This window comes from Ktedonobacterales bacterium, from assembly GCA_036557285.1.
In the GTDB taxonomy this organism is placed as follows: Bacteria; Chloroflexota; Ktedonobacteria; order Ktedonobacterales; family DATBGS01; genus DATBHW01.
In genome coordinates this window covers 46,680-60,632 of record DATBHW010000042.1, presented here as the reverse complement: position 1 = coordinate 60,632, position 13,953 = coordinate 46,680, and the positions used below count along the sequence as shown (strand labels likewise).

General features: G+C 57.5%; 10 protein-coding genes. 8 read left to right on the top strand and 2 right to left on the bottom strand.

Annotation, left to right across the window (positions count from 1 at the left end; genetic code table 11):
• Nucleotides 1-183: 183 nt before the first annotated feature.
• Nucleotides 184-1,443 carry an N-acetylglucosamine-6-phosphate deacetylase gene (gene nagA, locus VH599_12345; protein HEY7349094.1) on the top strand — a complete coding sequence of 420 codons (1,260 nt, stop codon included), beginning with the start codon at nt 184-186 and terminating at the stop codon, nt 1,441-1,443.
• Nucleotides 1,444-1,468: 25 nt separating this feature from the next.
• Here nagA and VH599_12340 read toward each other — a convergent pair whose 3' ends face one another.
• Nucleotides 1,469-2,503, bottom strand: a complete 1,035-nt coding sequence (locus tag VH599_12340; protein HEY7349093.1) for an SIS domain-containing protein — start codon at nt 2,501-2,503, stop codon at nt 1,469-1,471.
• A 357-nt stretch (nt 2,504-2,860) separates the two neighbouring features.
• Between VH599_12340 and VH599_12335 the strand changes: the two genes are divergently transcribed.
• The 7 genes from VH599_12335 to VH599_12305 all read left to right on the top strand — a co-directional run bounded on the left by VH599_12335 (nt 2,861) and on the right by VH599_12305 (nt 12,777).
• Nucleotides 2,861-4,534 (top strand): ABC transporter substrate-binding protein, encoded by a 1,674-nt coding sequence (locus tag VH599_12335; protein ID HEY7349092.1) that lies wholly within the window; start codon nt 2,861-2,863, stop codon nt 4,532-4,534.
• A gap of 358 nt (nt 4,535-4,892) precedes the next feature.
• Nucleotides 4,893-5,891, top strand: coding sequence for an ABC transporter permease (locus VH599_12330; GenBank protein HEY7349091.1), 999 nt, complete (start codon nt 4,893-4,895; stop codon nt 5,889-5,891).
• Between the two features lie 5 nt (nt 5,892-5,896).
• Nucleotides 5,897-6,937, top strand: a complete 1,041-nt coding sequence (locus tag VH599_12325; protein HEY7349090.1) for an ABC transporter permease — start codon at nt 5,897-5,899, stop codon at nt 6,935-6,937.
• Nucleotides 6,924-8,078 (top strand): ABC transporter ATP-binding protein, encoded by a 1,155-nt coding sequence (locus VH599_12320; protein HEY7349089.1) that lies wholly within the window; start codon nt 6,924-6,926, stop codon nt 8,076-8,078. Before VH599_12325 ends, VH599_12320 begins: the two co-directional genes overlap by 14 nt.
• The gene (locus tag VH599_12315; protein ID HEY7349088.1) at nt 8,075-9,139 is read left to right on the top strand and encodes an ABC transporter ATP-binding protein; all 1,065 of its coding nucleotides are present in this window, start codon (nt 8,075-8,077) and stop codon (nt 9,137-9,139) included. Before VH599_12320 ends, VH599_12315 begins: the two co-directional genes overlap by 4 nt.
• 356 nt (nt 9,140-9,495) lie before the next feature.
• Nucleotides 9,496-10,581: a transposase gene (locus tag VH599_12310; protein HEY7349087.1), complete on the top strand. Its 1,086-nt coding sequence runs from the start codon at nt 9,496-9,498 to the stop codon at nt 10,579-10,581.
• 1,032 nt (nt 10,582-11,613) lie between these two features.
• Nucleotides 11,614-12,777, top strand: a complete 1,164-nt coding sequence (locus VH599_12305) for a homoserine O-acetyltransferase (protein HEY7349086.1) — start codon at nt 11,614-11,616, stop codon at nt 12,775-12,777.
• On the opposite strand, the gene solA is transcribed toward VH599_12305, so the two are convergent.
• The gene (solA, locus tag VH599_12300) at nt 12,734-13,918 is read right to left on the bottom strand and encodes an N-methyl-L-tryptophan oxidase (protein ID HEY7349085.1); all 1,185 of its coding nucleotides are present in this window, start codon (nt 13,916-13,918) and stop codon (nt 12,734-12,736) included. The two genes, VH599_12305 and solA, sit on opposite strands and share 44 nt — an antisense overlap.
• Between the last annotated feature and the right edge of the window lie 35 nt (nt 13,919-13,953).

Genomic DNA, 13,953 nt, shown 5'->3' with positions numbered 1-13,953 from the left:
GTTGATTTTCTTGCGCCGATATGGTACTACTACAGCAGGTGGTATAATTAGTATGTTGTATAGACCACATATCTTCTAATATAATGCCAGATAATCTGCTGGCTGTCAAGCCTGGAAGGGAGGAATCTGAAGCGTTTCACCCGATAACGCGAACCAGCAGCAGTTCGAGTGGAGAGAGCATTCATGAGATTGATGTTACATGGCGTCCATCTGGTGGACGCCGTTTCTGAACTTCCCGACGGCGACATTTCTCTTGATGGCGCACACATCCAGGCGGTAGGCACTTCATCTGAGCTGGCAGGGACGGTCATTGATGCGACGGATATGATCGTGATGCCGGGGTTTATTGATGTGCATACACACGGAGGAGGGGGCTATAACTTACATACCAGTGATGCCGGGGAGATTCAATCTTATATGCGTTGGGCGCCGGAAACAGGTGTCACTTCGTTTCTAATTGGCGTAGTCGGGACGCCTGGCGCGCTGCCCGAAGCGCAGTTGCAGGCGGCAGTTGAGGCTATTGATGCTCAGGAATCTGGCGCTGAACCGCTGGGGATTCACCTGGAAGGGCCATATATCAGCGCCCAACGCCGGGGGGCGCATATGCAATCATGGCTGCGCCTGCCAGATGTCGCTGAGATTGAGCGTGTGCTGGCGCTGGCCGGTGGTCATTTGCGCCTCATCACTCTGGCCCCTGAACTGCCCGGCGCTGCGGCAATGATCCGGCGGCTCGTCGAAGCTGGCGTCACCGTGAGTATCGGCCACACCGACGCGACGTATGAACAAACCCAGGAAGCGATTGAACTGGGGATTACGCATGCCACCCACTGCTGCAACGCGATGCGCCCGCTTCATCATCGCCATCCAGGCCCACTGGGCGCGATTGCCGGGGCGAGCCAGGTGTATGGCGAGTTGATTGCAGATGGCCTGCATGTCCACCCGGCCATGATGAGTATCGTGATGAAGAGTCTGGGGCCAGGGCGCACGATTGTGATTACGGATGCGCTCTCCGCAGCAGGTATTCCCGATGGTCCCTTCACCTTTGCCGGACAGCCAGCCCAGGTGATTCATGGTGTTGCGCGCCTGGCCGATGGGACGATTACCGGCAGCGTGCTGACGATGGATCAGGCGCTTAGAAATATCGTGCAGATGGGGGATTTGTCGCTTCAGGAGGTTGTGGGCATGCTCACGCTTAATCCGGCCCAGGCGGCGCGTGTCGCAGGGCGCAAAGGGCGGTTACAGGCTGGCTACGATGCTGATCTGGTCATCTTTGACAGCGCGTTCCAGCTTCAGGCCACCATTTGCCGAGGAACGCTTGCCTTTGCGACGGATGCCTGGCGCGAGCGCCTGAGCGTTCTTCTGGCCCCTCCCGATGAGCGCGCGCTGGTGATAAAGCCAGAAAAAAGCCGCCGCCAGACGCAGGACCAACCGCCTGGCGTGTAGGCAGGTTCTATGTTGGCACAGGTGTTTACAGGGTGCGCGTGACTTTCTGAAGCCCGCGAGGGAGATCGGGGTTCAAGCCTTTGGCAAGGGTGAGATGAAGGGCCAGGGTCTGGCCGGGGATGATGGCGCTGAGCGGACTAAGCCACTCTGGAAGAGATGCGGCGATTGGCAGCGGCGTTTTGGCGAGTGCGAGCGCCTGGGGCGCTTCGGAGATGACGAGCAGTTCTGCGCCGCGCGCTTGCAGCGACTCTGCCAGGTCAAGCATGTCGTCGAACGCCATGCCCGTTGGCATGATGAGGACAACGGGAGAGCCGGTTTCAATCGTGGCGATGGGGCCGTGACGGAAATCCGCCGAGGAATAGGCGGACGCCATGACGTAGGTGAGTTCTTTGAGCTTGAGCGCCAACTCGAAGGAGGTTGCGTAGTTATAGCCGCGCCCGATCACGACGCACTGGTCCATATAGCGGTAGCGTTCAATGCGCTGGGCAATCTCAGCGGTTCCCTGTAGGGTGGTCTGGAGCGTTTCGGGGAGTTGTTGCAGTTCGGCCAGGCGCTCTTGCTTGCCACTCCATAGAGCGGCGAAGGCAGCTATCACGGCAAGCTGGGCGGTGTAGGTTTTGGTTGCCGCGACACTCTGTTCAGGGCCAGCGTGCAGTTCCACGACATGATCTGCTGCGGCTGCGAGGGGAGAGCCGCCGTCGTTAGTAATTGCCAGGGTAGGCCGTCCCTGTCTTTTGCCCTCTTCCAGGACGGCGATAATATCGGGCGACTGGCCTGATTGCGAGATGCCCACGACCAGCGCGCCCGCCATGCGCGGCGCGGTTTTATAGAGGGTGTGCAAGGATGGCGCGGCCAGGGCTACCGGATAGCTGGCGAGCGCCGCCCAGGCATACTGGGCATAGATGGCGGCGTGGTCTGAGGAGCCACGCGCCGCGATCAAAGCGTAATCAAAAGAGGGGAGCTGCGCGGTGATATGGGTCATGTGGCGCAGTTCAGCTCGCAGGAGATCGCCGATTACCCCTGGCTGGCTCCCGATTTCTTGTTCGAGCAGTGAGGTCATAGACCCTCCTCTGAGTTTCCTGAGCGGGAACATGGTAACGTTTTTCTCAGGTTCATTTTATCGTATTTCTGGTATAGTGGTCTAGATGTCTTGACAAATGGACACGGACCAGGTACACTACGTTACAACAGCCAATCAGGGAAAAAGCATTGAGTTTTATACACGTGCGCCTGGCTGAAGAACAAGCAGAGCAATACTAGACCGGCATGGAAATGCTAGAAAGGAGCGGGAATCTCTGGCTCGTTGGCTCCGGTTGGTGGTTCACAGCAGCGCGGTGGTCGCTGCCCTGGTTTTCAGTCAAAGACTATTTTGCCGATCAAACAGGTGATCAAATTCTCCGGCATGAGGAGGTTTTGTATGGCTTTCCATACGTTCCCCTTGCGGTCTTTCAAGGCGAAAGGCACAGCAGCCTCGCTATCCTTCATTTTCCTGGTGGTTGCTACACTTCTGCTCGCGGCGTGCGGCAACCCGCCCGCCAACAATTCCGGCCCCAAAGTCCTGAAGGCAATCGCCAATACGAATGGCAGCTATACCGAGTCCTTTACACCCTTTGGGGCAAATCCCAATGATGGCACCTTTATGATCTATGAGCCGATGGTGTTCGTGGACGCCATCAACGGCCAGGAAACGCCGATGCTGGCAACCGCCCATACCTTCAACAGTGACAACACCCAGTTGTCGTTTACGATCCGCCAGGGGGTCAAGTGGTCGGATGGGCAAGCATTCACTGCTGATGATGTGGTGTTCACCTTCAATCTACTCAAGCAGTATCCGGCGGCAGATGGCAACGCGCTGTGGAGCTACTTGAGTAGTGTAGAGAAGTCAGACCCGAATACGGTCGTCTTCACGTTCAAGACAGCCAATGTACCCCTGCTGCCATACATTGAGGGCGTCAACATCGTGCCTCAGCATACCTGGCAAACTGCGGGCGATCCCACCAAGTTTGTGAACTCGACTCCGATTGGCACTGGCCCCATGAAGCTGAAGAGCTTCACAGCGCAGCTTATCACGCTGGTCAAGAACTCCGATTATTGGCAGGCCGACAAGGTGAAGGTTGACGAACTGCAATATCAGGCGGTTGGGAACGCGCAGGCGGCGATCCTGGCGCTCCAAAGTCATACCGTTGACTGGTCGGGTGTTTTCAGCCCTGCGGTCAATACGTTTGTGAAGGCAGACTCCGCGCATAACCATCAATATATGGTCCCGGTGGCTCCTGTCAGCCTGATCCTGAACCAGACGATCTATCCGCTCAACCAGTTGCCAGTTCGCCAGGCCATCAGCGTCGCGCTGGATCGCCAGCAGATGTCAAGCGCCGGTGAGGCGGGGCTGGAGCCGGTGATTAGCCCGACCGGGCTGACGGCTGGGCAGAAGGATTTCATGGACCCGCAGTACGCGAGTCTCACCTTTGGCGCGCCAGACCCCAACAAGGCGGCGCAGATTCTGACCAGCGCGGGCTACACCAAGGGTTCAGATGGCATCTTTGTTGACCCGCACGGCGGCAAGTTGTCGTTCACGGCAGAGGTGCCAAGCGACTTTAACGATTATGTGCAGAACCTGCAAATCGCGGCGCAAAACCTCAAGGCGGCTGGCATTGACCTGAAAGTCAATCAGGTGTCAGACGACTCGTACTTCAATGATCGCGGTTCAGGGAATTACCAGATCATGATGGTTGGCGCGCTGTATGGCCCAACGCCGTTCTACTACTTCAACGACATCTTGAACAGCGCCAACATTGGTCAGGGCGGCCTCAACTGGCCTCGCTGGAAGGACACAGCGACAGACCAGTTCCTGAACCAGTACGCCACCTCGACCGATCCGAACGTGCAGAAGCAGGCGCTGTATGGCATTCAGAAGATCATGGTGGAGCAACTGCCGGTTATTCCGCTGCTGGGCGCTATCGAGTTCTTCGAGTACACGACAGTCAAATGGACTGGCTGGCCTACACCGGATAATCCGTATGCCATCGGCTCTCCCTACACGCGGCCTCCGGGTGATAACACGCAGGTGATCTTGCACCTCACGCCAGCCTAGCGCAGATTTTCTGTGCCCTTCCTCGGCCTGGGGGGATGGCCGCGAGGTCGTCCCCTCAGCGTTAACCAATGGGGCGCGGTTCCACCAATGATCGGGGGTTGCCGCTGGTAGCGCCGCCGTCTCGGCGGCCAACGGTGGCCTGCTGGCGCCGTGGCCTGGAGGGCGAACGCTCGCCCTGGCGAAGCGGTGGCCGCCTGGAAGGCGGCGCTACAGGTGGCCCCCGCTTTTTGGTAGAACCAATGGGGCGTCGCGCTCTTGATCGGACCCTTTATACCTGTGTTATGATGGCGCAGAGCCAGATGTGGTATCACCCAAACGATGTAGATAGCAGGCGCTTATCTGCACAAGGAGAACCCCTATGCGCCACTTGATCCGTCGCCTGAGCATTTATCTTCTGGCGGTCTGGGCAGCCATTACCCTCAATTTTTTTCTGCCTCGCCTCGCGCCAGGCGACCCGGCCTCGGCGCTCTTTTTTCGCCTTTCGCAGCATGGTTCGGTGAACCCCAATCTCTTGAACGCGCTGAAAATTGAGTTTGGGGTGGATACGACTGACCCGTTATGGGTGCAATACTTCAAGTATCTGAATAATCTGCTTCATGGGAATTTAGGGATTTCGACCACGTTTTTCCCCACTACAGTGGCAGATATTATCAACCAGAATATCAGGTGGACACTGGTGCTCTTGACGGTCAGCGTGTTGATCAGTTTTGCGCTCGGCACGCTCATCGGCATCGTGATGGCCTGGCGGCGCGGCTCGGCGTTCGATACGGCGCTTTCTGCGCTGATGACCTTTTTCTACTCGCTGCTCTATCCCTGGTTGGCCTTCGTCGTGTTCTATTTTTTCTCCTTTGTCCTGGGCTGGTTTCCTGTCCTGGGGCAAGGCTATGATGCTTCGAGAGTAACTCCTGGTTGGAACCTTGATTTTATTCTGGACGCGGCCTACCATGCTATTCTGCCCGCGTTCACCATCGTGATCTCGACCATTGCAGGGTGGATGCTGACGATGCGGAATACCATGATTACGACGCTTTTTGAAGATTATGTCACGATGGCAAAGGCGAAGGGCCTCACCTCGCGCCGCGTGATGTTCGCTTATGCGGCGCGGAACGCGATTTTGCCCAGTGTGACTGGCTTTGCGCTGGCGCTGGGAGGGGTGATCGGTGGGCAACTGTTCGTCGAAGCGATCTTTTCGTATCCTGGCATCGGCTTTTCCCTGTTTCAAGGCATCCAAAACGACGACTTTGCTCTGACACAGGGAATCCTCCTGCTGGTGATTGTGGCAACTGTTGTTATGAACCTCATTGCTGATCTGCTCTATGCTGTGCTTGATCCGCGTGTGCGCCAGGAAAGGAGCTAGTGGGAGTGAGCCAATCGCCTTCTTCGCAATTTTCACCAACAGCGATTGGTGAGCATGATGCTCTGCCTGCTGTTCGCTCTCCGCAGGAGCAGCGCAAGAAGCGTCTGGAAGCTGTTCTCTCGCGCATTCTGGCCTGGCTCTCTGTCTTCTGGGGCCTGGTGACATTCAATCGGAAAGTCATGGTGGGCTGTAGCATCATCGGGTTCTTCGTAATGGTGGCGATCTTCGGGCTGCTCTTCGTCCATCAAGACCCCCTGGCCTATACGACCAATCTGGTGGCTGCTCCCTCGTTCGAACACTGGCTGGGGACCAACCAGGCGGGACAGGACGTGTTTATCCAGATGATCGTTGGCACCCGTGTCACGCTCTTCTGGTCGTTTGTGACCGGACTGGCGGTATTAGTTATATCGGTCACAATTGGGCTGGTCGGCGGGTATTTTGGGGGTGTGGCGGATGATATTCTTTCGGTGCTTACCAATGTCTTCCTGGTGATTCCCGCGCTGCCTCTGGCGATTGTCGCCTCGCAATATTTCGCCAGAACCGAAGTGACTATCGCTGTGGTGGTTGCGCTGACAAACTGGCCCTGGGGGGCGCGCGTGATCCGAGCGCAGACGCTTTCGATGCGCAATCGAGAGTTTGTCACAGCAGCGCAAGCTGGTGGAGAGCGTTCGTGGCGCGTCATTTTCGCGGAGATATTCCCGAACCAACTGTCCATCGTGGCTGCCAACTTTGTCACCACGACGATTCAAGTCCTCCTGGCGGTGGCTGGCCTGGAGTTTCTTGGTTTCGGTAATACGTTCACAGTGAGTTGGGGAACGATTCTGTACGGGGCCTATACTCAAGGCGCAATAATTCTGGAGGCGTGGTGGTGGTTCGTTCCCCCTGGTCTGTGCATTGCGCTGCTTGGAGCGGGTCTGGCGCTCTTGAACTTTGGGATAGACGAGATTGCTGACCCCCGTTTGCGCCGCGAACGCCCGGCAAAGAGCGCCAAGAAGAGCGCCAGCAAGCTAGCCAAAGAGAAGGCGGTGGCCGATGGATACGAGTAGGCAGAAGCAGGCGCTCCTTGAGGTGAAACGCCTGAGCGTGGATTATGAGGCGGCGAGCGGTACGGTGCATGCGGTGGACGACGTAAGTTTCACGTTGCAGCGCGGTGAGGTGCTGGGCCTGGCAGGCGAGAGCGGCAGCGGCAAATCAACACTGGCCTATGCTATCTCGCGGCTCTTGAACCCGCCCGCGATCATCACTGGCGGCGAAGTTCTTTACTATCCGCCTACGGCGGCGGACGCTGGACGGCGCCGGGTGGATGAGAACCTCGCGCGCGTTTCCAGAACATTCAGCGCAGGCGTTGCTGGGCAACCTGTTGATGTCTTGCAGCTTTCGCCCGCGCAGTTGCGGGCTTTTCGTTGGAATGATCTGGCGATTGTCTTTCAGAGCGCCATGAACGCGCTGAATCCGGTGATGAATATTGGCGCGCAAATTATGGATGTGTTGCAGACGCATCGCCCAGGTATGAACGGCAAAGAGCGCAAGCAGCGCGCGCTCGAACTGCTGCGGCTGGTTGGTATTGCGCCTGATCGGCTGAACAGCTATCCGCATGAGTTGAGCGGCGGGATGCGCCAGCGCGCGGTAATTGCGATTGCGCTGGCGCTTTCGCCCGAAATCATTATTATGGACGAGCCGACGACGGCGCTGGATGTGGTGGTGCAGCGCGAGATTCTGGCGGAGATTATGCGCCTGCGCGAACAATTGCAGTTTTCGGTGATCTTTATTACGCATGATCTTTCGCTGCTGCTGGAGCTTGCCGACCATATTGCCATAATGTATGCGGGGCGTATTGTCGAGAAAGCCACGCAGCGCGATCTGTATCAGGCTGCACGCCATCCCTATAGCTATGGTTTGATTCACTCTTTCCCCAGCCTGCATGGCCCGCGACGCAAGGCGCTTGGGATTCCAGGCTCGCCGCCAGATTTACGCGCTGTGCCGCCCGGCTGCGCCTTTCATCCGCGCTGCCCGTTCGCCTTTAGCGCCTGCGCCACCACTGTGCCAGGGCTGCGGCAGGCGTCTGCCGAAACGACGCAGCAGGTTGCCTGCCATCTCTATGACGCCCGCTTCAATGCCGAGCCGCCAACTATTGCTGCTATCGCGGAGAGGTATGAAGCCAGAGCAGAAGGGAGCGTCGTTCGATGAGTGGTTCTCAGCAAGCAACGATGGCTTCTGACGCAGAGCATCCTTCGGGAGCCGTTCTGGAAGCGAGGCATTTACAAAAGCGGTTCCCCTTGCGGCGCTTGAACCCTTTTGGACCCCGGCGCGCGGTCCATGCGGTTGAGGATACCTCATTTACCCTGATTCCTGGCCGTGCTACGGCGCTGGTCGGCGAAAGCGGGAGCGGCAAGACGACGATTGCGCGCATGCTGGCGCGCCTGTATGAGCCGACGGCTGGCAGCATCTATTTCCGGGGCGCGCCAGTCAAATTGGGGCTGGGAGCCAATCTGCGCGCGTACCGGCGTCATATTCAGTTAATCTTTCAAGACCCTTTTTCTTCGCTGAATCCGGTGCATGATGTGCGCTATCATCTGAGCCGCCCGCTGCGGCTCTATGGGCATGCGCGCAGTTCGGCGCAGGTGACAGAGCAGGCGCTGGCGCTGCTCAACCGTGTCAGCCTGACCCCTGCCGACCAGTTTCTGCGCAAGTACCCGCACCAATTGAGCGGTGGACAGCGCCAGCGAGTAGCGATTGCGCGCGCTCTGGCAGTTCGCCCGGAGGTGCTGTTAGCCGATGAGCCGGTTTCGATGCTGGACGTTTCTATTCGGCTGGATATTCTTAATTTGCTGCTGCGTCTGAAGGAGGAGGAACGGCTGGCGCTGCTCTATATCACCCATGATATTGCCAGCGCCCGCTACTTTGCTGAAGAGACGCTGGTGATGTACGCCGGACAGATGGTGGAGGGTGGGCCAAGCGAGGAAATTACTCAGCAGCCAAAACACCCGTACACGCAATTGCTACTTTCGGCTGCGCCTGATCCTGATCGCCTGAATGCCGATGGGCAGGGCCTGGCCTCGCTGCCCGCGCGCGGCGAGATTCCTAGCCTGGTGACTCCGCCTGGCGGGTGTCGCTTTCATCCACGCTGCCCGCATGCTATGCCCGTCTGCCGTGAACGCTTCCCGAAACGGACTGACCTGGGCAATGGACATTGGACGCACTGCTTTCTCTATAGTGATGGCGCGGAGCAGGCTGAGAGTGGCAATTAACACTATTCGCTGAGTTCTTTTTCTTCGCGATCAAGCAACCAGGCTGCTGATACTGTTCTTGACGGCAGGCAGCAGGATCAGATATGGTAGTCAGCAGACAATGCAGAGCAACGTCCTACGCTTATAGAAGGGGCGCGTAAAACCCCGCGCTTTTAAGCCGGGGATAGAAGCGCCCTTGCTGCGGTTGACATAGAGGCCCATCATGTGCTACAATAGGTACATGAAACGGTCTACACATTTTCGCTTAACCGAGAACGCCAGAGTGCTTTTGGAGCGACTGGCAGCAGCCGATGGGATTTCTCAAACGGCAGTGATGGAACTGTTGATTCGAGAGGCCGCCCGCAAGCGAGGTATCCGTGCTGATTCTGGAGTACAAGCTCAGGACCAACCAGGCTCAACGGTCCGCGATTGACGAGGCCATCCGTACCACGCAGTTCATCCGCAACAAGGCCCTTGGGCTGTGGATGGACACGCGGGGCACGAATGCCTACGTCCTGAATCAGTACAGCGCCCAACTGGCAAAAGAGTATCCCTTTGTGGCCCGGCTCAATTCGATGGCCCGACAAGCCAGCGCAGAACGCGCCTGGCAATCCATTGCTCGCTTCTACGACAATTGCCAGAAGCACAAGCCTGGCAAGAAGGGCTATCCCCGTTTCCAGAAGGATAACCGGAGTGTCGAGTACAAAACCTCTGGCTGGCGGTTGGAGCCGGATGGCAAGCGGCTCACCTTCACCGATGGACACGGCATTGGCACGCTCCGGTTGATTGGCACACGCTCCATTGAAACCTTCCCCAGCAATCAAATCAAGCGGGTTCGCCTGGTCAAGCGGGCGGATGGCTCTTATGTCCAGTTTGCCGTGCAGGCAGAACGCAAGATAGCCCATGTTCCTACCAGCAAACAGGCGGGCATTGATGTTGGGCTGAAGAGTTTCTATACCGATAGCGACGGGGCCACCGTTGCCAACCCTGGGTATCTGCGGAAGGCTGAAACCAAACTCAAGCGCTTGCATCGGCGCGTCTCCCGCAAAATCAAGCGGTCCAAGAACCGCAAGAAGGCCATACGACGATTGGCAAAAGGGTATCTGAGAGTGCACAGGCGGCGTAAAGATTTCGCGGTGAAGACGGCGAGAGCGCTCATCCAGTCTAGCGACTTGGTAGCTTTTGAAGACCTCAAGATTGCCCATCTGGTCAAGAATCACCATCTGGCAAAAAGTATCTCTGATGCCAGTTGGGGGCTGTTCCTCTCGCTCGTGCGCTACTATGGGCAGGTTGCGGGCGTGCTAGTCGTAGCGGTCCCGGCGCGCTTCACCACACAGGATTGCTCTAGCTGTGGCGAACGGGTCAAAAAGTCGCTCTCGATGCGGACCCATATCTGTCCTTCCTGTGGCCTGGTGCTAGAGCGTGTTATGCACTTTTACGAAGGCAGTTCACGTCCGGGCTAACAGCAATGGATCGCAGTTTGACATGGTTGCTGCAAAGCTTGGTGAAAAGCGAGTCCGCGCAAAAGTGCATAACAGACTCTAGGATTTCGGCCAGGCATAGTAGTCGAATCTTCCTGGGCGAAAGCGCTCTCGGATTTGTGCCATACGACGGTAGCAGCAATTAAGACTGCGCTTTCGCTCTCGGGATTGTAAGAAAGGGCAAGGTAACGGCGAGTGGTCAAGCAGAAAGCGCTAATACAGTGGAATGGTTTGCTTGGAATAGGATTGCTCTTAGTAACGCTGTTTCCCGGGTGTGCTTCTCCCATTCCTCACTCACAGCCAACTTACAGCCACGTTTACGGTTATAACTATATCCATGCCCCAGCAAATGCAACCCTACCATCCGATAGTAACTACTATCTCTTGCAGCCAGGAAATCAAATAATTGTAACCTGGCAGCCAACTACAGATGGAGCGGGATTGCACGCGCTTATTACTTTCTTCGTGAAACTGATCGGTCCTTTCTCGTCTTTTGAGACCGCTAATCAGGTGCTACCAAATAAGGTCGAGGAGGCTGCTCCAGTGGTGGTTTCTGCTCTGCCCATCCAAATAGATAACTGGACTAATGTGACTCGCACGAGTATCCTGGATCTTCCATCGCAGCCAATTGCTGACTATTACTGGCTGTTTGAGAGGATATGTCAGCAGGGAGATGGCGTAAGCGGATGCGTCTCGGGGGGCCTTATTCTCAGAATTACTGCCTGATAAGATGATGAAGGTAGGTACTAGATCGGGACTGGAACGCTGCCCTGAACATTTTGGCTGCTGCATTGGTGATGGTGGCAGCATTGAACCGTACCGCCGGGCAGGCGGAAACGGGTCGCGCTTCGGAGCGGCGTAACGCTTCTGGACAGACAACCGCTGGCGGGCGCAAGCGATTGCGGTCTGCTAAGTTGGCTGGATGAAGGAAGAATCTCCCGCCTTTTAAGCGGGAGAGTGTCAACCAGATTAGCTGAGGGGATACGGCCCGATGGAGCCTGGCAACCATCCGCAATGAAGACAGAGGGATTCCAGCAGAAGGGGCATATCACACTGGCCCATCTTGCGCTCGACGATGGGACGGTTCTGGCTCCAGTGACACTGGCCTATGAAACCTGGGGGCGCCTCAATGCCGCAGGGGATAATGCTATCCTGGTCTGCCACGCGCTGACGGGAGATGCTCATGCTTATGATACTCAGCAGCCCGATGATCCACGCGCGGGCTGGTGGAACCCGCTGATCGGCCCAGGACGGGTCTTTGACACGACGAGATTTTTTGTGGTCTGTTCTAACGTCCTGGGAAGCTGCTACGGCAGCGTCGGACCAACCAGCCCGCATCCTCTGGATAAGCAGCCATATCGCCTGCGCTTTCCGCTGGTCAGCGTTGGGGATATGGTGCGGGCGCAGCAGGCGCTCCTCGAACGGTTGGGCGTTAAGCGCCTGGCGGCGGTTGCTGGCGGCTCGCTGGGAGGGCTACAAGCACTGGAGTGGCCGATAGCGTTCCCTGAGATGGTGGAGCGCGCTATGGTGATCGCTGCGTCGCCACGCCTTTCTGCGCAGGGGCTGGCGATTGACACGATTGCGCGGCAGGCTATTCTGTGTGACGCGGCCTGGCAGGATGGGAACTATCCGCCAGGCGCGGGGCCAGCAGCAGGTCTGAACATTGCGCGTATGCTGGGCATACTCACCTATACCAGTGCTGAGGGGCTGGAGGAGCGTTTTGGGCGTCGTCTTGCCACGCGGCCCAGCAATTATCCGACGTTTGGCCCACGCCTGGACATCGAAACCTATTTCCAGCACCAGGGCGAGAAACTGGTGCGACGCTTTGACGCGAACTGCTATCTCTATCTTTCCAGCGCGATGGACCGCTACGACGCCGCTGAGGGACCGGGGCGCGGCTCCGACGCCGCCGCCTTCGCTCGCATTCAGGCAGAGGTGCTGGCGGTGGGTATAGATAGCGACTGGCTGTATCCCGCTCGCCAGGTGCGCGACCTTGCGGCGGGGATTACCGCCGCTGGCGGGCGAGCGCGCTATGTAGAGCTTCGTTCGCCGCATGGACACGATGCGTTTCTGAAAGAGTGGGAGCAGCTTGACGCGCTTTTGCGGCCATTCCTGGCTGCAAAAGCGCCGCCCATCATACCTCCGCTGGCAGGAATCGGCGAAGGGAAAAGCTGCTGATGTCAATCCGGCTTTTGCCGTCAACTACCATTTCGGCCAGCACTTCGCCAATGGCCGTTGAGTGCTTGAAGCCATGCCCGGAACAGGGGGAGGCGATGATGACCTGGGGGTGCTGCGGGTGCGTGTCCAGCACAAAGCGTTCATCGGGCGTGACGGTGTACAGGCACGATACCGCTTTGACGCAGGTATCGCTGAGGTTGGGCAGGCTGCTGGCAACCTGCCGCTCGTATATCTCGCGCTTTTCCTGGCTGGTGACAGCGCGCGCTACAATGTCAGGGGTGGTTGACTTCGTATAGTCCTCAGTCGCCACTTTGACCCCGCCTGCCGGGCCGTCAATGGCCGGAAACCCATAGAGCAAGCCATGAGGTCGTTCCCAGATAAAGATAGGAAAGCGGTCCGGTAGAAATGGCTCGATAGCTCCTCTGAGGCCAAACCAGTAAAGCACCTGCCGATAGACGGTGAAGTAGCGGGCATAAGCGGCTTCGAGCAGGCTGCCAATCCAGGGGCCAGCAGTGATAACCAGCTTTTCAGCCGTATAACTGTTGTACGTGGTTTTGAGGGTTATACGGCTGTCAGTTGCGTCGGGCCGATACTCCAGCGCCTGCTCTCCGGTCTGGATGGCTGCGCCAAAACGCTCAGCGAGCGCAAGCTGCGCCTGAATGCAGCGTTCGGGGCGCAGGAAACCGGCGTTCACTTCATAATAGCCCAGTTCATCCCCCACTAGCTGGAATTGCGGAAATCGCTGGCGAATCTGGTCCGTTTCCAATATGGTATGCGCGATGTTGTACTGCTCTGCGGCGGCAATGGTGGTCTTGAGAAAGTTCTCAGAGCCGTGCATAGACTCCTGGCGCCTCTGGCTTGCCATGATAAGGCCGCCCGTGATGGTGAGCAGATCATGGCCGCTCAACTGCTCGATTTCACGCCAGAGTTCATAGGAACGCAAGACCAGCGGCACATACTCTGCGCCTTCGCCGATGGCCTGGCGCGTGATGCGCGTGTCGCCATGCGTGGACCCCAGCGTGTGCGGTGGGGCATATTGGTCCAGGCCCAGCACCTTCTTGCCCTTGCGAGCAAGTTGATAGAGGGCTGCGCTGCCCATCGCTCCCAAACCAAGGACAATGGCGTCATATTCGTTGCTCATGGCATCACCCCCTAGCAGATACTGGTATTTCGCTA

Coding starts and splice junctions, on each gene's coding strand:
- nagA (HEY7349094.1), top strand. CDS start 184: ATGAGATTGATGTTACATGGCGTCCATCTGGTGGACGCCGTTTCTGAA.
- VH599_12340 (HEY7349093.1), bottom strand. CDS start 2,503: ATGACCTCACTGCTCGAACAAGAAATCGGGAGCCAGCCAGGGGTAATC.
- VH599_12335 (HEY7349092.1), top strand. CDS start 2,861: ATGGCTTTCCATACGTTCCCCTTGCGGTCTTTCAAGGCGAAAGGCACA.
- VH599_12330 (HEY7349091.1), top strand. CDS start 4,893: ATGCGCCACTTGATCCGTCGCCTGAGCATTTATCTTCTGGCGGTCTGG.
- VH599_12320 (HEY7349089.1), top strand. CDS start 6,924: ATGGATACGAGTAGGCAGAAGCAGGCGCTCCTTGAGGTGAAACGCCTG.
- VH599_12315 (HEY7349088.1), top strand. CDS start 8,075: ATGAGTGGTTCTCAGCAAGCAACGATGGCTTCTGACGCAGAGCATCCT.
- VH599_12305 (HEY7349086.1), top strand. CDS start 11,614: ATGAAGACAGAGGGATTCCAGCAGAAGGGGCATATCACACTGGCCCAT.
- solA (HEY7349085.1), bottom strand. CDS start 13,918: ATGAGCAACGAATATGACGCCATTGTCCTTGGTTTGGGAGCGATGGGC.